The following is a 19,397-nucleotide window of genomic DNA, read 5'->3' on the forward strand; positions in this document are numbered from 1 at the left end:
TCCCCCGGGGAACTCCCCCGGGGGACACCGTCGTTCGGGGGCGTTTCCTGTTCCCGTCAGCGGTCCGGACGGGTCAGGACCGCCGTGAACCGGTAGCGCGAGCCGCGGTACACCGAGCGGACCCACTCGACCGGCGTTCCCGTCCCGTCCCGGGAGTGGCGGGACAGCAGCAGCATCGGCAGGCCCACGTCGGTGGCCAGCAGTCCGGCCTCCCGGGGGGTGGCCGGGGAGGTCTCGATGGTCTCGTCGGCCTCCGCCGGGCGGACGCCGTACACCTCGGCGAGGGTCGTGTAGAGCGAGGTGTGGCGGGCCAGGTTGCGGCGCAGGCCGGGGAAGCGCCGTGCGGACAGGTGGGACGTCTCGATGGCCATGGGCTCGCCGCCGGCCAGCCGCAGCCGCTCGATGCGCAGCACCCGGTCGCCCCGCTCCACCTCGAGCAGGGCCGCCAGTTCCCGGTCGGCGGCGATGTACCCGAGGTCCAGGACCCGTGAGGCGGGATCGAGGCCCTGGGCCCGCATGTCCTCGGTGTACGAGGTGAGCTGGAGCGTCCGGTAGACCTTCGGACGCGCGACGAAGGTGCCCTTGCCCTGGATGCGGTCCAGGCGGCCCTCGCTGACGAGTTCCTGCATGGCCTTGCGGACGGTGGTGCGCGAGGTGCGGAACTCGATGGCCAGGAGGCGCTCGGCCGGCATCGGCGAGCCCGGCGGGCGCGCCTCGGTCATCCGCAGGAGCCGCTGCTTGATGCCGTAGTACTTCGGAACGCGGCCGGTACGGCCGGGCGCTCCCGACCGGGCCTGGGCGCTGCTGACGTCCGTGCTCATGACCTGCCTTCCGGCTGCGGTGTCCGGCGCGCGGACGGCAGGGGCCGGCCGCGGTGCACGTCGGCGGACCGCCGGGTTCGGCGCCGCACGCTCGGCGAACCCGTTATAACCGCAGGTCCCCGTTTGGTCTAGTCCAACTGTCGAGGCGTGGGGGTTTGGGAGGGGTTCGAAGCGCTCGGCGAGGTGTCGGAGTCGTTATCGGCGAGGGTGGGCACGACCCTTGACAGGGTCATAGGTCTAGGCCAAGCTCCCCTTGCTGGTCTAAACCATTTAGGGGAAGCCGGGTCCCGACCCGCCGAGCTGTTGCGCCGTTCGTGGGAGTCACCGCCGAGGGTGTGGGTGCGGGTGTGCAAGGCAATTCCTGAGGAGGGGTGGCGCATGAAGCGCAAGCTGGTAGCCGCGATCGGGGTCGCGGGCATGTTGTTCTCCGTCGCCGCGTGCGGCGGCGGCGACGACGGTGACGGGGGCGGGAAGGCCGGTGCGGACGGCTACGCCGGCCAGACGCTCACCGTGTGGGTGATGGACGGCTCCTCGCCGGACCAGTGGCAGAAGGACCTCGCCGCCGAGTTCGAGGCGAAGACCAAGGCGAAGGTCAAGTTCGAGAACCAGCAGTGGAACGGCATCCAGCAGAAGCTGACCACCGCGCTGTCCGAGGAGAACCCGCCGGACGTCTTCGAGATCGGCAACACCCAGACCCCGGCCTACGCCAAGACCGGCGGCCTCGCCGACCTCGCCGACCTCAAGGCCGAGATCGGCGCCGACTGGACCGAGTCCCTCAACCAGTCGTCGATCTACGAGGGCAAGCAGTACGCGGCACCCTGGTACTTCGCCAACCGCGTCGTCCTCTACAACAAGAAGGTCTGGGCGGACGCCGGCCTCAAGGACACGCCCAAGACCCGCGACGAGTTCTACGACGCGCTCAAGACCATCGGTGACAAGACCGACGCCGAGCCGATCTACCTGCCCGGCCAGAACTGGTACCACTTCGTCGGCCTGGTGATCGGCGAGGGCGGCGAACTGGTCAAGAAGGACGGCGACAAGTACGTCTCCAACCTCGACGACCCGAAGGTCGTCGCCGCCGCGGAGACCTACAAGAAGTTCCAGGCCCTGTCGAAGGCGCCCAAGGACAAGGACGAGGCCACCCCGCAGCAGGGCGAGGTCTTCGCCAAGGGCAACGTCGGCGCCTTCATCGGCATGGGCTGGGAAGCCGGCATCGCCATCAAGGCCAACCCGAAGATCGAGAAGGAGATCGGCTACTTCACCATCCCGGGTGAGACCGCCGACAAGCCCGAGGGCGTCTTCCTCGGCGGCTCCAACCTCGCCGTCGCCGCGGGCAGCAAGAAGCAGGACCTCGCCAAGGAGTTCCTGAAGCTCGCCCTCTCCGACAAGTTCGAGGGCCAGCTCGCCAAGCTCAACGGCGTCATCCCCAACAAGGAGTCGCTGCAGAGCAACCTCAAGGGCAACGCCCCCGCCGAGGCCGCCGCGCCGGCCGCCGCCGTCGGCGGCACCACCCCGCTGATCCCGGAGTGGGCCGCGGTGGAGAACGCCCCCAACCCGATCAAGACGTACCTGACCGCCGTCCTGAACGGAAAGTCCCCGGTCGAGGCGGCCAAGCAGATCGAGGGCGAGTTCAACAAGCGCCTGGAGCAGCAGCAGTAGGAGCGCACGCGCTCCGACCGGAGCGGGGGCCGGCCACGTGACGGCCCCCGCACCGCGTTCGGGCACGTCGAGAAGAGAGATCGCGAGCATGACCGTGCAGACCGAACGGCCGCCCTCCGGCCCGGCGGACGTCCGCAAGGCGGACGACGGGGGACCCGGCACGCCGACCCCGCGAGCGGCGTCGCGCGCCGGCGCGCTCGGCCCGTACCTGTTGCTGCTGCCCGCCTGCGCGGCCACCGTGCTGCTGCTCGGCTGGCCGCTGCTGAAGGACGTGCTGCTGTCGTTCCAGAACCTCAACATGGCGCAGCTGATCCAGCACGCCACCGAGTGGAACGGCGTCGACAACTACAAGGAGACCCTCACCAGCGAGGACTTCTGGCGGGTCACCCTCCGCTCGATCCTGTTCACGGCGACCAACGTCGCCCTGATCATGATCCTGGGCGCGCTGATCGGCCTGCTGCTCGCCCGCCTCGGCAAGCGGATGCGGTTCACCCTGCTGATCGGCCTGGTGCTGGCCTGGGCCATGCCGATCGTCGCCGCCACCACCGTCTACCAGTGGCTGTTCGCCCAGCGCTTCGGCGTCGTCAACTGGGTCCTGGACAAGCTCGGCTGGCACTCCATGGCCGACTACAGCTGGACCAGCAGCCAGATGTCGACCTTCTTCGTCGTCACCGTGCTGATCGTGTGGATGTCCGTCCCGTTCGTCGCCATCAACATGTACGCGGCGACGACCACCATCCCGAACGAGCTCTACGAGGCCGCGTCCCTCGACGGCGCCGGCACCTGGCGGAGCTTCACCGCGGTCACCCTGCCGTTCCTGCGGCCGTTCCTCTACGCGACGACCTTCCTGGAGGTCATCTGGGTCTTCAAGGCGTTCGCCCAGGTCCTCCTCTTCAACGGGGGCGGTCCCGACCGGCTCACCGAGATCCTGCCCGTCTACGCCTACGTCGAGGGCATCGGCAACCAGCACTACGGCATGGGCGCGGCGATCGCCGTCCTGACCATCCTGATCCTGCTCGGCCTGACCGCCTACTACCTCAGGATCGTGCTCAAGCAAGAGGAGGACGAGCTGTGAGGCGCTCGCTCTTCGGCCGCCTGTGGCCCAACGTCACGGCCGTCGTCCTGTTCGTCGGCTGCGTCTTCCCCGTGTACTGGATGTTCGCCACGGCCTTCAAGCCGACCGGCGACATCATCGCGGAGGACCCGGTCTGGTTCCCGACCGACGTCACCCTCGAACACTTCAGAACAGCGACCGGCGTCGAGCACTTCTGGACGTACGTCCGCAACTCGCTGACCGTCACCGTCCTGGCCGTCACCTTCTCGCTGATCATCGCGCTGGCGGGTTCCTTCGCCCTGGCACGGATGCGGTTCAAGGGGCGGCGCGGCTTCGTCATCGGCTTCATGCTGGCCCAGATGGCGCCCTGGGAAGTCATGATCATCGCGATCTACATGATCGTGCGGGACGCCTCGATGCTGAACAGCCTCGTGCCGCTCACCCTCTTCTACACGATGATGATCCTGCCCTTCACCATCCTGACGCTGCGCGGCTTCGTCGCCGCCGTGCCGAAGGAGCTGGAGGAGTCGGCGATGGTCGACGGCTGCACCCGCGCCCAGGCGTTCCGCCGGGTCATCCTGCCGCTGCTCGCCCCGGGTCTGATGGCCACCTCGCTGTTCGGCTTCATCACCGCCTGGAACGAGTTCGCGCTGGTCCTGGTGCTCAACAAGGACGCCGGGGCGCAGACCCTGCCGCTGTGGCTGTCCCGGTTCCAGACCCAGTTCGGCAACGACTGGGGCGCCACCATGGCAGCCTCGTCCCTGTTCGCCGTCCCGATCCTGATCCTCTTCGTCTTCCTGCAGCGCAAGGCCGTCAGCGGCCTCACCGCGGGCGCAGTGAAGGGATAACGCCACCCGATGACGACATTCACCACCGGCACCGACACCCTCACCCGGGACGCGCTGGCCGTGCTGCAGCCGGGCTTCGACGGCACCACCGCGCCCGACTGGGTGCGCCGCCGGCTGGGCGAGGGGCTGGCCTCCGTCGCCCTCTTCGGCCGCAACGTCACCGGCGCCGAGCAGGTCGCCGCGCTCACCGCGCAACTGCGGGCCGAGCGGGACGACCTCCTGGTGGCCATCGACGAGGAGAGCGGCGACGTCACCCGCCTGGAGGTGCGCACCGGATCCTCCTTCCCCGGCAACCACGCCCTCGGCGCCGTCGACGACACCGACCTCACCCGGGACGTCGCCCGCGAACTGGGCCGCCGCCTGGCCGCGTGCGGGGTCAACCTCAACTGGGCGCCGTCGGCCGACGTCAACGCCAACCCCGACAACCCGGTGATCGGCGTCCGCTCCTTCGGCGGGGACCCCCACCTGGTGGCCCGGCACACCGCCGCCTACGTCGAGGGCCTGCAGTCCACCGGCGTCGCCGCCTGCACCAAGCACTTCCCCGGCCACGGCGACACCGGCGTCGACTCGCACCACGCGCTCCCGCACATCGACCTCGACGCCAAGACCCTCGACGAGCGCGAACTGCGGCCGTTCCGGGCGGCGATCGAGGCCGGCACCCGCGCCGTCATGAGCGCGCACATCCGGGTCCCCGTCCTCGACCCGGACCGCCCGGCCACGCTCTCCCGCCGCATCCTCACCGACCTGCTGCGCGGCGAACTCGGCTACCAGGGCCTCATCGTCACCGACGGCATGGAGATGCGGGCCGTCTCCGCGACCTACGGGCTCGAGCACGGCGTCGTCCTGGCCATCGCCGCCGGCGCGGACGCGATCTGCGTGGGCGGCGGTCTCTGCGACGAGGACACCGTGCAGCGCCTGCAGGACGCGCTCGTCACGGCCGTCCGCTCCGGCGAACTGCCCGAGGAACGGCTGGCGGACGCCGCCGCCCGGGTCCGCGCCCTGGCCGACTGGACCACGAAGGCACGGCCGTCCCCGCTCCCGGCGGACGCGTCCGGGCCGGAGGTCGGCCTCACGGCGGCCCGCCGCGCGGTGACCGTCACCCGCTCCCGGCCCACCGCCCCGCCCGCCGGGCCGGTCTACGTGGCCACGTTCACCCCGGTCGCGAACATCGCCGTGGGCGACGAGACGCCCTGGGGCGTCGGAGCGGAGCTGGAACGGCTGCTGCCGGGCACCACCACCGGCTTCTTCACCGGCCCCGACGCCGGTGAGCAGGCGCTGAAGGCGGCCGGCGGCCGGCGGGTGGTCGCCGTGGTCCGCGACGAGCACCGGCACCCGTGGATGCGCACGGCCCTGGACACCCTGCTCGCCGCCGACCCGGACACCGTGGTCGTGGAGATGGGCGTGCCGCAGGCCTCCCCGCGCGGCGCCCCGCACATCGCCACCCACGGCGCGGCCCGCGTCTGCGGCGTGGCGGCCGCGGAGGCGGTCGTCGCGGGCTGACCCCCCACGGAAGAACCGGTCCCGGGCGGTGGACGCCCGGGACCGGTTCTCCCGTTTTTCCCGTGTCGGGTTCTCCGTCCCGGCGGAGGGGCGCGGGCCCGCCGGCTCAGCCCGCGGCCGGCTGCACCAGCCGGGCCAGCAGGTCGTCCAGCGTGATCATGCCCGTCAGCCGGCCCGTGCCGTCGCGGACCACCGCCAGGGTGGCCCGGCGGCGGCGCAGCGCGTCGATCGCCTCGGCGACCGTCGTGCCGTCCGTCACCTCCGGCACCGGGCGGGCCAGGTCACGGGCGTGCGTGGCCCGGCCGCGGGCCCGGGCGACCAGGGCGTCACGGGCGTGCACCGTGCCGAGCACCGCGGCGCCCTCGCGGACCAGCAGCCGGGTGCGGTCGTGGGCGGTGGCCACCCGCAGCAGCTCGTCGATGCCGGCGCCGCCCTCGACCGAGGTGATCCGCTCGGCCGGGACGCACAGCGCACCGACCGGTGTCCCCGGCTCGGTCAGCGAACGCGTCAGCAGCTGCGAGTCGGCCGCGCTGATCAGACCGAGCCGCTCGGACTCCGCCACCAGGTGGGTGAGCTGCTCGCGGTCGTGGACCGGGGCCAGCTCGTCGCGCGGGGTCACCCGGCACAGCCGTACGAGCCCGTTGCTCACCGAGTTGAGCAGCCGGATCAGCGGCCGTACGGCCTTCACCAGCGCCCTGAAGAGCGGGGACAGCAGCATCGCGGAGCGCTCCGGGTGGGCGATCGCCCACGACTTGGGCGCCATCTCGCCGACCACCATGTGCAGGAACACCACCACGATCATCGCGACGGCGAACGCCACCCCGTAGCTGAGCGCGCTGGGCAGCCCCAGCCCGTGCAGCAGCGGGTCCAGCTGGTGGGAGATCGCGGGCTTGGACACCGAGCCGAGACCCAGCGTGCACACCGTGATGCCCAGCTGGGCACCGGCCAGCATCAGCGACAGCTCGCGCATCCCGGCCAGCGCGGCACCCGCGCCGCGCCGCCCCTCGGCCGCCGCCTTCTCCATGCGGTGCCGCTTGGCGGCGACCAGCGCGAACTCGGCGGCCACGAAGAACCCGCTGCCGATCAGCAGCAGCACGGTCACGAAGAGGGCCATCGGGAAACTCATGCGGGCTCCTCCGTCGTCTTCCGCTCCTCCACCAGGGGGGTGATCCGCACGCGCTCGGCCACGTGCCGGTCGAGCGTGCGGACGTCGATCACCGCGCCGCCGCCCGCGGGCAGCGCGACGGTGATCCGGTCACCGACCGCGGGGAAGCGGCCCAGCCGGTCCACGATCAGCCCGGCCACCGTGTCGTAGTCGTCCTCCTCGGGCAGGTGCACACCGGTCGCCTCGGCCACCTCGTCCAGCCGGCGGCCGGCGTCCACGAGCCAGCCGTCGCCGTCCGCGACCGCCGCCTCGGTGACCCGGTCGGTCTCGTCGGCGATGTCCCCGACGAGCTCCTCGGCGATGTCCTCGTAGGTGACGATGCCGGCCACGCCGCCGTGCTCGTCCAGGACGACGGCGAACTCGTCGTCCTGCTCGCGCATCCGCGCCACCGCGTCGGGCAGCTCGAGGGTGTCCGGCAGCAGCAGGGGCAGGCGGGCCACCGCGCCCGCGGTGGTGCCGGCGAACCGGTCGGCGGGCAGCGCCATCAGCTCGCGCACGCCCAGCACGCCCGCGACGTCGTCGGGGTGGTCGCCGAGCACGGGGTAGTTCGAGTGGCCGTGGGCGGCGATCAGCCCGACCGCCTCCTCGGCGCTCGCGTCCCTGCGCACGAACACGGCGTCCGCGCGCGGCACCATCACCTCCCGCAGGGTGCGCTCGGAGAAGTCCAGCGCGTGGTCCAGCAGGGTGGCGGTGTCCCCGGGCAGCGCGCCGCTCTCGTGGGACTCGCCGATCAGGTGGCCGAGCTCCTCCAGCGTGGCGCCGTGGTGCAGCTCCTCGACCGGCTCGATGCCGACGCGGCGCAGCAGCCTGTTCGCCGCGCTGTCGAAGATCCGCACGAGTGGCCCGACGACCTTCAGGTACGCCAGGGTGGAGCCGGCCAGCGACTTCGCCAGCCGTTCCGGCACGGCGATCGCGAGGTTCTTCGGGGCCAGCTCGCCCAGCACCATCTGCACGACGGTGGCGAGGACGAAGGCCAGCACCACGGAGATGCCGCTCACGGCCGCGTCCGGCAGGCCGAGGCCGGACAGCGCGGGCCTGAGCAGCGCGGACACCGACGGCTCGGCGATGAAGCCGACGACCAGGCCAGTGACGGTGATGCCGAGCTGGGCGCCCGACAGCATGAACGACAGCCGCTGCAGCACCTTCAGGGCGCGGGCGGCCTTGCGGTCCCCGGCCTCGGCCTCACGGGCGAGTGCGAGCCGGTCGGCGGAGACGTAGGCGAACTCCTGGGCGACGAAGTAGCCGGTGCCGGCGGTGAGCACGAACACGGCGAGCAGGCCCAGCAGCGCCTCGGCGGCACTCACCGAACACCACCCCGCCGGGTGCCGCGGTCAACAGTGCTGTGGCGGGATGGTCCGGGACTGTGTCCCGGGGGGTCCGTCGGTCTGGCGGACAAGCAGGTGACTCCTCACGTGTGGTCGGTACGGGGTGCAACGATTGTCACCCGGCCCGTGTTCCCGGGACCACCGGCCGGTGTCCTCGGCACCGGCCGGTGGGCACCCGCGCCGCTCGGAAGGTCGAATCAGAGGTCGAACTCGTGCGGTGCCAGACCCAGCGCGAAGCACGCCTCGCGCACGACCGCCCGCTCGTCCTGGTCGAAGTGGCCGTCCGCGCCGCCGATGACGATGCCGATCTGGACGACCGCCCGCGCCTCGGCCGGCTTCTTCTTCGCCTTGGCGACCTCCTGGAGCACGCTCACCTTGCCGAAGGCGAAGTCCGCGGCCAGCTTGTCGAGGTTCGCCTCGAAGCGGCGGCGCAGGTCGTCGGCGGGGAAGTTCCGCAGCACCTCGTTGGTGGCGATGAGCTGCGCCACACGCTGCCGCTCGGACGGGTCGACGGAGCCGTCGGCGGCGGCGACCAGGGCGCACATGGCCATGCTCGCGTCGCGGAACGCGCCGCTCTTCAGGTCGTTCTTCTTCGCCTCCAGCTGCGTCTGCATCTGCGACGCGGACTCCTTGATGCGGTCCCACAGGGCCATGCGCACTCCAGTGATCGGGCGGGGCCGGCCGCCTCGCGGCGCACCGCGGCCCCGGAATATCTACAACAATGTAGAACTTAGCAGCGCGGCGGAGAAGTCCCCGGCCCACGGGCGGTCCGGCAGGAGTGCCCCGAGATGGCGGAGCGTGTCGTTGTTGAGCCGAACGGGTGACCATGCGTAAGAATTGACCGATGCAGACAGCCAGCGCGACCCAGGACGGAGCATGCCGGTGAGCAGCCGCGATGTCACCGACGAACAGTGGGAGGGGCTCGCCCAGGTCGTGCCGCTGCGGGGCCGTGACGCCTGGCCGTCCGCGGTGGATCACCGGGCCGTGCCCGAAGCCGAGACCGAGGCGCGACGCCGCTTCGTCGTCCTGCGGGTGAACGTGTTCGCGGACGCCCGCGACGTCGCCGAGACGCTGATGGCCGGGATACCGGTGCTGCTCGACCTGACGGGGGCGGAGACGGAGGTCGCCAAGCGGGTCCTGGACTTCAGCACGGGGGTCGTCTTCGGCCTGGCGAGCGGCATGCACCGCGTGGACCGCAACGTGTTCCTGCTGTCCCCGGCCGGCACGGAGGTGACCGGCCTGATGGAGGGCATCGGGGTTCCGGGAGCGTGAGCGGCGTGCCGCCGGGTGCCAGGAGGCGGGCAGAGGCGCGCGAGGCGTTCGGGGGAGTGAGCGCTCATGGCGGACGCGCCGCCCGAACGTGGGAAGACGGCCCGAGCGGAACGGTTCGCCCCGCATCGGCGCCCTAGCATCCCCGCACATGACCCCGCCTCCCCCGACCTCCCCGCCCCACCCGGACACGAGCCCGTCGATCGAGCCCCCGGCCCCCGGCGCGGGCCCGGCGCCGTCCCCCGCCGACCGGGACACGGCACCGGCCGCACCGCCCACCGGGCCCGCCGACCGTCCGCTGCCCCGGTCGGGCACCCGCCCCGACGGCACCGTGGGACACCCCGACCGGCCGCGCGTCACCGAGCTGCTGCTGTCCGCCTTCGCCGGGCACCGCGGCGTCGGTCTCCCCCTCGGGGCGCTCACCCTGCTCGCCGGCCCCAGCGGCAGCGGCAAGACCAGCGCCCTGCGCGCCTACGAGGCCCTCGCCCGGCTCGGCGGCGGGGCCGGACTCGACGAGGCGTTCCCCGACCCGGGCGCCTGCGTGCCGGAGCGGGCCCGGGCCGACGCCCAGCGCCGCCGCGGCTTCCGCATCGGCTGCACCGCCGACGGCCCCGAGGGCCCCGTCCGGCTCGAGATCGCCGTCCAGGCCGAACCGGAGCTGCGGATCGTGGGGGAGCGGCTCACGGCGGACGGGCAGGTCCTGCTGGAGACCGCGCTGCGCGATCCCCGGCGCCGCACGGTGCAGGCCGCCTGGCACACGGCCGGGGCGACCCCGGTGACCCGCGCCCCCCTGCCGGACGACCGCCTCGGCACCGCGCTGCTGCCGCTGCGCGTCGCCGGCACGACGCCCGGACAGCGCAAGGTGCTCGCCGCCGCCGAGCAGATGGTGGTCGCCCTGCGCTCCGTCTTCCCCTGCGACCCCCGCCCCGACCGGATGCGCGCCCCCGTGCCGGCCGGCACCGGCCGGCTGCTCGGCGGCTGCGACAACCTCGCCGAGGTGCTGTGGCGCACCCGCGTGGAGTGCGGACGCCGGCACGCGCTCCTCGTGGCCGCGGTGCGCGCCGGATGCGCCGGACCGGTCGCCGACCTGCTCGCCGAGCCCTACGGCGCGGGACGGGTCCGCGCCCTGCTCGCCCGGGGCGACGGCACCCGTACCGACCTGCGGCTGCTGGGCGACGGCGAGCTGCGCTACACCGCCCTCGCGCTGGTGCTGCTCACCGGACCCGGCGTACTGGAGGTCGACGCGCCCGGCGAGGTCCCCGCCGCGCTGCAGACCCTCACGGTGCTCGCCGACGGCCTCGACCGGGCACTGGACCCGCTCCAGCGCGCGGAACTGCTGCGGCTGGCGGCGCGGATGTGCGAGCGCGGGCACATCCGGCTGGTCGGCGCGGTGAGCGACGCCTCCTGGGCCGCGGAGGTGGACGGGGTGACGGTGGTACACCTGGACCGTGACTGATCCGGACGACGACACCGCCCCGGTCCCGCCCGCCGACGGGGACCCGCGCGAGCCCCTCGACGTGGCGGGACTCCAGCGCCGCCTCGCCGAGTTCGCCGCCGCACGGCACTGGCAGCCGTACCACACCCCGAAGAACCTCGTCGCCGCGCTCAGCGTGGAGGCGTCCGAGCTGGTCGAGATCTTCCAGTGGCTGACGCCGGAGGAGTCCGCCCGCGTCATGGACGACCCCGGCACCGCGCACCGCGTCACCGACGAGGTCGCCGACGTCCTCGCCTACCTCCTCCAGCTGTGCGAGGTCCTCGGCATCGACCCGCTGGCCGCCCTGGCCGCCAAGATCGACCGCAACGAGCACAGGTTCCCCCGTTGACGGCGCCCCTGGGAAGGTGTCCCGCGAGCCTCGGAGGAGGGAACCCACTCTCACTCTCCGTAGTCGGTGAAGCGGTTGAATGGGTACGAGTGTCCGAAGATTTCGGTCTTCCTCTGGCTTTTTGTCTCACACTCCCTCACTCTGGGTAGTGGACAAGGGAGTTCGGGCGGAAGAAGGCGGGGCGGCGCATGGACGCTGTGCGGCTCATCGTGACGAGCAGGCGGGCCCTGGCCGCGGGCGGGGGCGTGCCGGAACTGCTGACCGAGGTGTGGCAGGCGCAGGCCCTCGCGCAGGCGATAGGCAGCCGCCTCGCGGTCGCCGGGCCACCGGAACTGCGCGGCGAGGCACTGGGGCTGACGGAGCTGGCGGGCCGCGGCTGCGGTGTGCTGGGCACCCCCGATCTCGGCCCGGGGGAACTGCGCGCGGCCCAGCTCACCGAACTGGGCGAGGCCCGCCAGTGCCTGCTGTACCTCGGAGGTCTGCTCGGCGAGGTCGGCATCGCCCTGGTCGGCCTCGCCTGCTCCGCGGACGACGAGGCCATGTACTGGCAGTGCATGGAGGCCATCGACGCGGCGGACGAGTCCCGGGACCGCGTCCTGGAGATGCTCCGCAAACTGGCCGACCGCGAGCAGGCCCTGTCGGAGCGGGAGGCCGGCTGACCGCGCCCCCGGCGCCGGCCGCGGACCGCGGGGCACACCGGGGGCCGGGCGCAGCCGGGACACCCCGGCGTGCAGGATGGACCGTATGGATCTCCGCATCTTCACCGAGCCCCAGCAGGGGGCCACCTACGACACCCTCCTCACCGTCGCCAAGGCCACCGAGGACCTCGGCTTCGACGCCTTCTTCCGCTCCGACCACTACCTCAAGATGGGCTCCGTGGACGGTCTGCCCGGCCCCACCGACGCCTGGATCACCCTCGCCGGCCTCGCCCGCGAGACCGAGCGCATCCGGCTCGGCACGCTGATGACCGCCGGTACCTTCCGCCTCCCCGGAGTGCTCGCCATCCAGGTCGCGCAGGTCGACCAGATGTCCGGCGGCCGCGTCGAACTGGGCCTGGGCGCGGGCTGGTTCGAGGAGGAGCACAAGGCGTACGGCATCCCCTTCCCGAAGGAGAAGTTCGGCCGCCTCGAGGAGCAGCTGGAGATCGTCACCGGCCTGTGGGCCACCGAGGTCGGCGAGACCTTCGACTTCCACGGCACGTACTACGACCTCACGCGGTCCCCGGCGCTGCCCAAGCCGGCCCAGCGCAAGGTGCCGGTGCTCATCGGCGGCCACGGCGCGACCCGCACCCCGCGGCTGGCCGCACGGTTCGCCGACGAGTTCAACATCCCCTTCGCCTCGCTCGAGGACAGCGAGCGCCAGTTCGGCCGGGTCCGCGCCGCGGCCCAGGAGGCCGGCCGGGACCCGGACGACCTCGTCTACTCCAACGCCCTCGTCGTCTGCGTCGGCAAGGACGACCAGGAGGTCGCCCGCCGCGCGGCCGCCATCGGCCGCGAGGTCGACGAGCTCAAGGCGAACGGCCTGGCGGGCTCCCCGGCCGAGGTCGTCGACAAGATCGGCCGCTACGCCGGGATCGGCTCCGGCCGGATCTACCTCCAGCTCCTCGACCTGGACGACCTCGACCACCTGGAGCTGATCTCCTCCCAGGTCCAGGCCCAGCTGTCGTAACACGCGCACGGCCGCGACGACCCCGTGCGCGCGGGCGGACGCCGGAACGGGCGCGAGCGGCTCTCTCCCGGCCTTCTGGGGAAGGGGAGGCCGGGAGGGGGGAGTCCTCGTCGGGCCCGGTCGGCGCTCACACGGGCGTCTGCGGCCGTCGGGCCGATCCCGCGCTCACCGCGGAGCCGCAGACCAGGACCGCGGACAGCGCGATCAAGTCGGTCAGGACGTCCTGGATCTGTGCGACGGGGACGCAGACGACCACGATGACGACGAGGACGGCAGCCCAGTGTCGCGGTCGGGGGATGGGAAGTGGGTTCGCCGGGATCACACTCATGGCAGTACCTCCTGGGTGCCCGCTCACCGAACGCCGCTCCTGCCGGGAAGTCCAGGCGGCGACCGGTGTGCTTGTGCGTCGGGCCACTGTGAAGTGGGTCTGCCCTCAGGATGCGGCGAAGTAACGGTGCGTAAGAGTGATATGACACATGGTAATAGCGTGCGGAGGGGGCGCGCCGTCACGCCGTCCGCGAGGTGAACGGCGAGGCCCGCCCGGCGGCCCGAGCCCCCGGAGGTGACACGAGGGGGTGTCCGGCTCCGCTGCGTCTCCGGGACCCGGGACCTCGGTCGGCCGCCCTTCGCAGAGCCCTGCGGGTCCCCCGCCGACAGGGCCGGGGCCCTCCTGCCGCCCTGGGATAATCCAGTACCGCCCCGGCCCGCCGGCACCCATACTCGGACAGGTGTTCCTGACGATCTCGACCACGGGTGACGAGCAGTACCCGGCCACCGACCTGGGTTTCCTCCTCCACAAGCACCCCGACAACCCGTTCTCGGCCACGCTGTCCCACGGCACGGCGCACGTCCTCTACCCCGAGGCGGACGCCGAGCGCTGCACGGCGGCGCTGCTGCTGGAGGTGGACGCGGTGGCACTGGTCCGGCGCGGCAAGGGCAAGGGCCGCGGCGGCGCACCCGACGCGGCGCTCGCGCGGTACGTCAACGACCGCCCGTACGCGGCCTCCTCCCTCCTCGCCGTGGCGCTGAGCGGCGTCTTCTCCAGCGCGATGCGCGGTGTGTGCCACGTCCGTCCGGAACTGCCCGCGCGGCCGCGCCCGCTGCGCATCGAGGTGCCCGCGCTGCCCGCCCGCGGCGACCCCGCACTGGTGGGCCGGCTCTTCGGACCGCTCGGCTGGACGGTCACCGCCGAGCCCGTGGCGCTGGACGCGGAGTTCCCCGAGTGGGGCGACTCGCGGTACGTGCACCTGGTCCTGGAGGCGGACACGCTCACCCTCGCCGAGGCCCTGCGCCACCTCTACGTGCTGCTCCCCGTCCTCGACGACGCCAAGCACTACTGGGTCTCCTCCGACGAGGTGGACAAGCTGCTGCGCGCCGGCGAGGGCTGGCTGCCCGCGCACCCGGAACAGCAGCTGATCACCAGCCGCTACCTGTCCCGCCGCTGGTCGCTGACCCGGCAGGCCAGGGAACGGCTGGAGCTGGTCCGGCTGGCCGAGGCGGACGACACCGACGTCGAGGAGATCGACAACGCCGTCGAGGCGGAGACCGAGGAGGGCGCCGAGCAGAAGCCGGCCCCGCTCGCCGTGCGGCGGCGGGAGGCGATCGTCGCCGCGCTGCGCGCCTCGGGCGCCGCCCGGGTGCTCGACCTCGGCTGCGGCCAGGGCCAGTTGGTGCAGGAACTGCTCCGGGACCCGTCCTTCACCGAGATCGTCGGCGTCGACGTGTCGATGCGGGCGCTCACCATCGCCTCCCGGCGGCTCCGACTGGACCGCGTGGGGGAGCGGCAGGCGGCGCGCGTGAAGCTCCTCCAGGGCTCGCTCACGTACACCGACCGCCGGCTCAAGGGCTACGACGCCGCCGTGCTCAGCGAGGTGATCGAACACCTCGACCTTCCGCGGCTGCCCGCCCTGGAGTACGCGGTGTTCGGCGCGGCCCGCCCCCGGACGGTCCTCGTCACCACCCCCAACGTCGAGTACAACGTGCGCTGGGAGAGCCTCCCGGCCGGCCACGTCCGGCACGGCGACCACCGCTTCGAGTGGACCCGCGGGGAGTTCCGCGCCTGGGCGGGGAAGGTGGCCGAACGCCACGGCTACACGGTGGAGTTCGCACCCGTCGGACCCGACGACCCCGAGGTCGGGCCGCCCACCCAGATGGCCGTGTTCACCACCGGGACCGCGCAGGAGGCGCAGGCCGCATGACCACCACCGAGACGACCCCGCACACCGGGAACCCGCAGCCGCGGGGCCGGGTCCTGCCCGTCACCGACCTGTCCCTCGTGGTGCTCGTCGGCGCCTCCGGCTCGGGCAAGTCCACCTTCGCACGCCGCCACTTCAAGCCCACCGAGGTGCTCTCCTCCGACTTCTGCCGCGGCCTGGTCGCCGACGACGAGAACGACCAGAGCGCCTCCCGCGACGCCTTCGACGTCCTGCACCACATCGCCGGCAAGCGCCTGGCCGCCGGCCGCCGCACCGTCGTCGACGCCACCAGCGTCCAGCAGGACGCCCGGCGCCAGTTGATCGACCTGGCCAGGCAGCACGACGTGCTGCCCATCGCCATCGTGCTCGACGTGCCCGAGGAGGTGTGCGCCGAGCGCAACGCCACCCGCGCCGACCGCGCCGACCTGCCCCGCCGGGTCGTCCGGCGCCACATCCGCGAACTCCGCCGCTCCCTGCGCCACCTGGAGCGCGAGGGCTTCCGCAAGGTGCACGTCCTGCGCGGCGTGGAGGAGGTCGAGCACGCCACCGTCGTCACCGAGAAGCGGTTCAACGACCTCACCCACCTCACCGGGCCGTTCGACGTCATCGGCGACGTCCACGGCTGCTCCGCCGAACTGGAGGCACTGCTCGGCAAGCTGGGCTACGTCGACGGCGTGCACCCCGAGGGCCGCACCGCCGTCTTCGTCGGCGACCTCGTCGACCGCGGCCCGGACAGCCCCGGCGTGCTGCGCCGCGTGATGGCCATGGTGAAGTCGGGCGACGCGCTGTGCGTGCCCGGCAACCACGAGAACAAGTTCGGCCGTCACCTCAAGGGCCGCAACGTGCGGCACACCCACGGACTCGCCGAGACCATCGCCCAGATGGAGGGGGAGAGCGAGGAGTTCCGCGCCGAGGTGCGGGAGTTCATCGACGGTCTGGTCAGCCACTACGTCCTCGACGGCGGCAGGCTGGTGGTCTGCCACGCCGGCCTGCCGGAGAAGTACCACGGCCGCACCTCCGGCCGGGTCCGCAGCCACGCCCTGTACGGCGACACCACCGGCGAGACCGACGAGTTCGGCCTGCCGGTGCGCTACCCCTGGGCCGAGGACTACCGCGGCCGGGCGGCCGTCGTCTACGGCCACACCCCGGTCCCGGAGGCGACCTGGCTGAACAACACCATCTGCCTGGACACCGGCGCCGTCTTCGGCGGCAGGCTCACCGCGCTGCGCTGGCCGGAGCGGGAGCTGGTCGACGTACCGGCCGAGCGGGTCTGGTACGAGCCGGTCCGCCCCTTGCGCACCGAGGCCCCCGGCGGCCACGAGGGGCGCCCGCTGGACCTCGCCGACGTGCACGGCCGCCGGGTGGTGGAGACCCGGTACGCGGGCCGGGTGTCCGTCCGCGAGGAGAACGCCGCGGCGGCCCTGGAGGTCATGAGCCGCTTCGCGATCGACCCGCGCCTGCTGCCGTACCTCCCGCCGACCATGGCGCCCACCGCCACCTCGCGCCTCGACGGCTTCCTGGAGCACCCGGTCGAGGCCTTCGCCCAGTACCGGGAGGACGGCGTCGCGCGGGTCGTGTGCGAGGAGAAGCACATGGGCTCTCGCGCGGTCGCCCTGGTCTGCCGGGACGCCGGCACGGCCCTTCGCCGCTTCGGGGCGGAGGGCGCCACCGGGTCCCTGTACACCCGTACCGGCCGCCCGTTCTTCGACGACGCCGCCGTCACGGAGGAGATCCTCGGCCGGCTGCGCACGGCGGTCACCGGGGCCGGTCTGTGGGACGAGCTGGAGACGGACTGGCTGCTGCTGGACGCCGAGCTGATGCCGTGGTCGCTGAAGGCGTCCGGGCTGCTGCGCTCGCAGTACGCCGCCGTGGGCGCCGCCTCCGGCGCGGCCTTCCCGGCCGCCCTGGCCGCCCTGGAGGGCGCGGCGGCCCGGGGCACGGAGGTGGGGGACCTGCTGGAGCGCCAGCGCGAACGGGCCGGCGCCGCCGCCGCGTTCACCCGGGCGTACCGCCGCTACTGCTGGACCACCGACGGCCTGGAGGGCGTGCGCCTGGCGCCGTTCCAGATCCTCGCCGTCCAGGGCCGCAGCCTCGCCGCCCTGCCCCACGACGAGCAGCTCGCCCTGCTGGACCGCCTGGTCGAGCACGACGCCACCGGACTGCTGCAGGCCACCCGCCGCCTCCACGTCGACACGGCCGACCCCGAGTCGGTGCGGGCCGGCGTCGACTGGTGGCTGGAGCTGACCGGACGCGGCGGCGAGGGCATGGTCGTCAAGCCGGTCGGCGCGCTGGTCCGGGACACGGAGGGCCGCCTGGTGCAGCCCGGCATCAAGTGCCGGGGCCGCGAGTACCTGCGGATCATCTACGGACCCGAGTACACCCGCCCGGAGAACCTGGCCCGGCTGCGCGCCCGGTTCCTGAACCACAAGCGGTCGCTCGCGATCCGCGAGTACGCGCTCGGCCTGGAGGCCCTGGACCGGCTGGCCGGGGGCGAGCCGCTGTGGCGGGTGCACGAGGCGGTCTTCGGCGTCCTGGCGCTGGAGTCGGAGCCGGTGGACCCGCGCCTGTAGCGCACGGTCCGGGCCGGGCGGCCACCGCACGGGGCCGCCCGGCCCGAACGGGGCCCCGGGGCCGCCCCGGGGACACGGGCCGGTCCCCGACCCGACCGCAGAGGGGTGAACACCCGCCCGGGTGGTCAGGATGGAGGCATGACCTACCACGTCGACTCCGAGGCCGGACGGCTGCGCCGCGTCATCCTGCACCGGCCCGATCTCGAGCTCAAAAGGCTCACCCCCAGCAACAAGGACACCCTGCTCTTCGACGACGTGCTCTGGGTGCGCCGGGCGCGCGCCGAGCACGACGGGTTCGCCGACGTCCTGCGCGAGCGGGGGGTCGCCGTCCACCTCTTCGGCGACCTCCTCGCCGAGACGCTGGACATCCCGGCGGCGCGTGCGCTCGTCCTGGACCGCGTCTTCGACGAGAAGGAGTACGGTCCGCTGGCCACCGACCACCTGCGGGCCGTCTTCGAGACGTTTCCCGCGCGCGAGCTGGCGCAGGCGCTGGTCGGCGGGATGACCAAGCGGGAGTTCCTGGACGCCCACCCGGAGCCGGTCTCGGTGCGCTTCCACGTCATGGAGCTCGACGACTTCCTGCTCGATCCGCTGCCCAACCACCTCTTCACCCGCGACACCTCCGCCTGGATCTACGACGGCGTCGCCATCAACGCGATGCGCTGGCCCGCCCGGCAGCGCGAGACGGTGCACTTCGAGGCGATCTACCGGCACCACCCGCTGTTCCGCGCGGAGTCCTTCCACGTCTGGTCCAGGGGGCAGGCCGACTACCCGTCCACCATCGAGGGCGGTGACCTGCTGGTGATCGGCAACGGCGCGGTACTGATCGGGATGAGCGAGCGGACCACGCCGCAGGCCGTGGAGATGCTCGCGCACAAACTCTTCGCGGCCGGCTCCGCCGAGACCATCGTCGCGCTCGACATGCCGAAGCGGCGCGCCCTCATGCACCTCGACACCGTGATGACGATGATCGACGGCGACACCTTCACCCAGTACGCCGGGCTCGGCATGCTCCGTTCGTACACCATCGAGCCGGGTGTGGAGGAGAAGGAGCTGAAGGTCACCGACCATCCGCCGGAGCACATGCACCGGGCGATCGCCGCCGCGCTGGGGCTCAGCGAGATCCGGGTGCTGACCGCCACCCAGGACGTCCACGCGGCCGAGCGCGAGCAGTGGGACGACGGCTGCAACGTCCTGGCCGTCGAGCCGGGCGTCGTCATCGCCTACGAGCGGAACGCCACCACCAATACGCACCTGCGCAAGCAGGGCATCGAGGTGATAGAGATCCCGGGCAGTGAGCTGGGACGGGGCAGGGGAGGGCCGCGCTGCATGAGCTGTCCGGTCCAGCGGGATCCCGTCTAGACCGGCGGACCGCGGGACCGCGGGATCGCCGGACTGCCGGACTGCCGGACTGCCGGACTGCCGGACTGCCGGACTGCCGGACTGCCGGACTGCCGGACTGCCGGACTGCCGGACCACGGGGCTGCCTGACCAGGAGCC

The 19,397-nt window shown here is 72.8% G+C and carries 17 protein-coding genes; 12 read left to right on the forward strand and 5 right to left on the reverse strand.

Annotation, left to right across the window (positions count from 1 at the left end; genetic code table 11):
• Positions 1–56 precede the first annotated feature (56 nt).
• Positions 57–821, reverse strand: coding sequence for a GntR family transcriptional regulator (locus tag CP969_RS28515; protein ID WP_004982252.1), 765 nt, complete (start codon positions 819–821; stop codon positions 57–59).
• 378 nt (positions 822–1,199) lie between these two features.
• Here CP969_RS28515 and CP969_RS28520 point away from each other — a divergent pair, with 378 nt between their 5' ends.
• The 4 genes from CP969_RS28520 (at position 1,200) to CP969_RS28535 (ending at position 5,882) form a co-directional block, all read left to right on the forward strand.
• Positions 1,200–2,480 (forward strand): extracellular solute-binding protein, encoded by a 1,281-nt coding sequence (locus CP969_RS28520; RefSeq protein ID WP_004982248.1) that lies wholly within the window; start codon positions 1,200–1,202, stop codon positions 2,478–2,480.
• Between the two features lie 88 nt (positions 2,481–2,568).
• Positions 2,569–3,555 carry a carbohydrate ABC transporter permease gene (locus CP969_RS28525; RefSeq protein ID WP_016824293.1) on the forward strand — a complete coding sequence of 329 codons (987 nt, stop codon included), beginning with the start codon at positions 2,569–2,571 and terminating at the stop codon, positions 3,553–3,555.
• A complete protein-coding gene (locus CP969_RS28530; RefSeq protein ID WP_016824292.1) occupies positions 3,552–4,382 on the forward strand; it encodes a carbohydrate ABC transporter permease in 831 nt (276 codons plus the stop codon). The genes CP969_RS28525 and CP969_RS28530 overlap by 4 nt, the downstream gene beginning before the upstream one ends.
• 9 nt (positions 4,383–4,391) lie before the next feature.
• Positions 4,392–5,882: a glycoside hydrolase family 3 protein gene (locus tag CP969_RS28535; protein WP_016824291.1), complete on the forward strand. Its 1,491-nt coding sequence runs from the start codon at positions 4,392–4,394 to the stop codon at positions 5,880–5,882.
• Between the two features lie 106 nt (positions 5,883–5,988).
• Here CP969_RS28535 and CP969_RS28540 read toward each other — a convergent pair whose 3' ends face one another.
• The 3 genes from CP969_RS28540 to CP969_RS28550 form a co-directional block, all read right to left on the reverse strand.
• Positions 5,989–7,008 (reverse strand): hemolysin family protein, encoded by a 1,020-nt coding sequence (locus CP969_RS28540; protein WP_004982236.1) that lies wholly within the window; start codon positions 7,006–7,008, stop codon positions 5,989–5,991.
• Positions 7,005–8,351, reverse strand: a complete 1,347-nt coding sequence (locus CP969_RS28545; RefSeq protein ID WP_016824289.1) for a hemolysin family protein — start codon at positions 8,349–8,351, stop codon at positions 7,005–7,007. Before CP969_RS28545 ends, CP969_RS28540 begins: the two co-directional genes overlap by 4 nt.
• Positions 8,352–8,569: 218 nt before the next feature.
• The gene (locus tag CP969_RS28550) at positions 8,570–9,025 is read right to left on the reverse strand and encodes a tellurite resistance TerB family protein (protein WP_004982233.1); all 456 of its coding nucleotides are present in this window, start codon (positions 9,023–9,025) and stop codon (positions 8,570–8,572) included.
• A gap of 223 nt (positions 9,026–9,248) precedes the next feature.
• Here CP969_RS28550 and CP969_RS28555 point away from each other — a divergent pair, with 223 nt between their 5' ends.
• From CP969_RS28555 to CP969_RS28575, 5 genes are all read left to right on the forward strand, one after another.
• On the forward strand, positions 9,249–9,644 hold the full coding sequence (locus CP969_RS28555; RefSeq protein WP_004982225.1) for a cell division protein SepF: 396 nt from the start codon (positions 9,249–9,251) through the stop codon (positions 9,642–9,644).
• A gap of 148 nt (positions 9,645–9,792) precedes the next feature.
• The gene (locus tag CP969_RS28560) at positions 9,793–11,097 is read left to right on the forward strand and encodes a hypothetical protein (RefSeq protein ID WP_016824288.1); all 1,305 of its coding nucleotides are present in this window, start codon (positions 9,793–9,795) and stop codon (positions 11,095–11,097) included.
• Complete coding sequence (locus CP969_RS28565) at positions 11,090–11,464, forward strand: nucleotide pyrophosphohydrolase (RefSeq protein WP_004982221.1); 375 nt, start codon at positions 11,090–11,092, stop codon at positions 11,462–11,464. Before CP969_RS28560 ends, CP969_RS28565 begins: the two co-directional genes overlap by 8 nt.
• Positions 11,465–11,652: 188 nt before the next feature.
• Positions 11,653–12,123 carry a DUF6099 family protein gene (locus CP969_RS28570; RefSeq protein ID WP_016824287.1) on the forward strand — a complete coding sequence of 157 codons (471 nt, stop codon included), beginning with the start codon at positions 11,653–11,655 and terminating at the stop codon, positions 12,121–12,123.
• 85 nt (positions 12,124–12,208) lie between these two features.
• Complete coding sequence (locus CP969_RS28575; RefSeq protein WP_004982217.1) at positions 12,209–13,132, forward strand: LLM class F420-dependent oxidoreductase; 924 nt, start codon at positions 12,209–12,211, stop codon at positions 13,130–13,132.
• A 127-nt stretch (positions 13,133–13,259) separates the two neighbouring features.
• On the opposite strand, the gene CP969_RS28580 is transcribed toward CP969_RS28575, so the two are convergent.
• Entirely contained in the window at positions 13,260–13,460 is a 201-nt protein-coding gene (locus tag CP969_RS28580; RefSeq protein WP_016824286.1) for a hypothetical protein, read from the reverse strand.
• Positions 13,461–13,860: 400 nt separating this feature from the next.
• Here CP969_RS28580 and CP969_RS28585 point away from each other — a divergent pair, with 400 nt between their 5' ends.
• The 3 genes from CP969_RS28585 to CP969_RS28595 all read left to right on the forward strand — a co-directional run bounded on the left by CP969_RS28585 (position 13,861) and on the right by CP969_RS28595 (position 19,259).
• Complete coding sequence (locus CP969_RS28585) at positions 13,861–15,330, forward strand: 3' terminal RNA ribose 2'-O-methyltransferase Hen1 (RefSeq protein WP_016824285.1); 1,470 nt, start codon at positions 13,861–13,863, stop codon at positions 15,328–15,330.
• Complete coding sequence (locus CP969_RS28590) at positions 15,327–17,897, forward strand: polynucleotide kinase-phosphatase (RefSeq protein ID WP_016824284.1); 2,571 nt, start codon at positions 15,327–15,329, stop codon at positions 17,895–17,897. Before CP969_RS28585 ends, CP969_RS28590 begins: the two co-directional genes overlap by 4 nt.
• A gap of 138 nt (positions 17,898–18,035) precedes the next feature.
• Positions 18,036–19,259 carry an arginine deiminase gene (locus tag CP969_RS28595; RefSeq protein WP_004982209.1) on the forward strand — a complete coding sequence of 408 codons (1,224 nt, stop codon included), beginning with the start codon at positions 18,036–18,038 and terminating at the stop codon, positions 19,257–19,259.
• Positions 19,260–19,397 lie beyond the last annotated feature (138 nt).

The sequence above is a fragment of the Streptomyces viridosporus T7A genome (genome assembly GCF_008704515.1).
In the GTDB taxonomy this organism is placed as follows: Bacteria; Actinomycetota; Actinomycetes; order Streptomycetales; family Streptomycetaceae; genus Streptomyces; species Streptomyces viridosporus.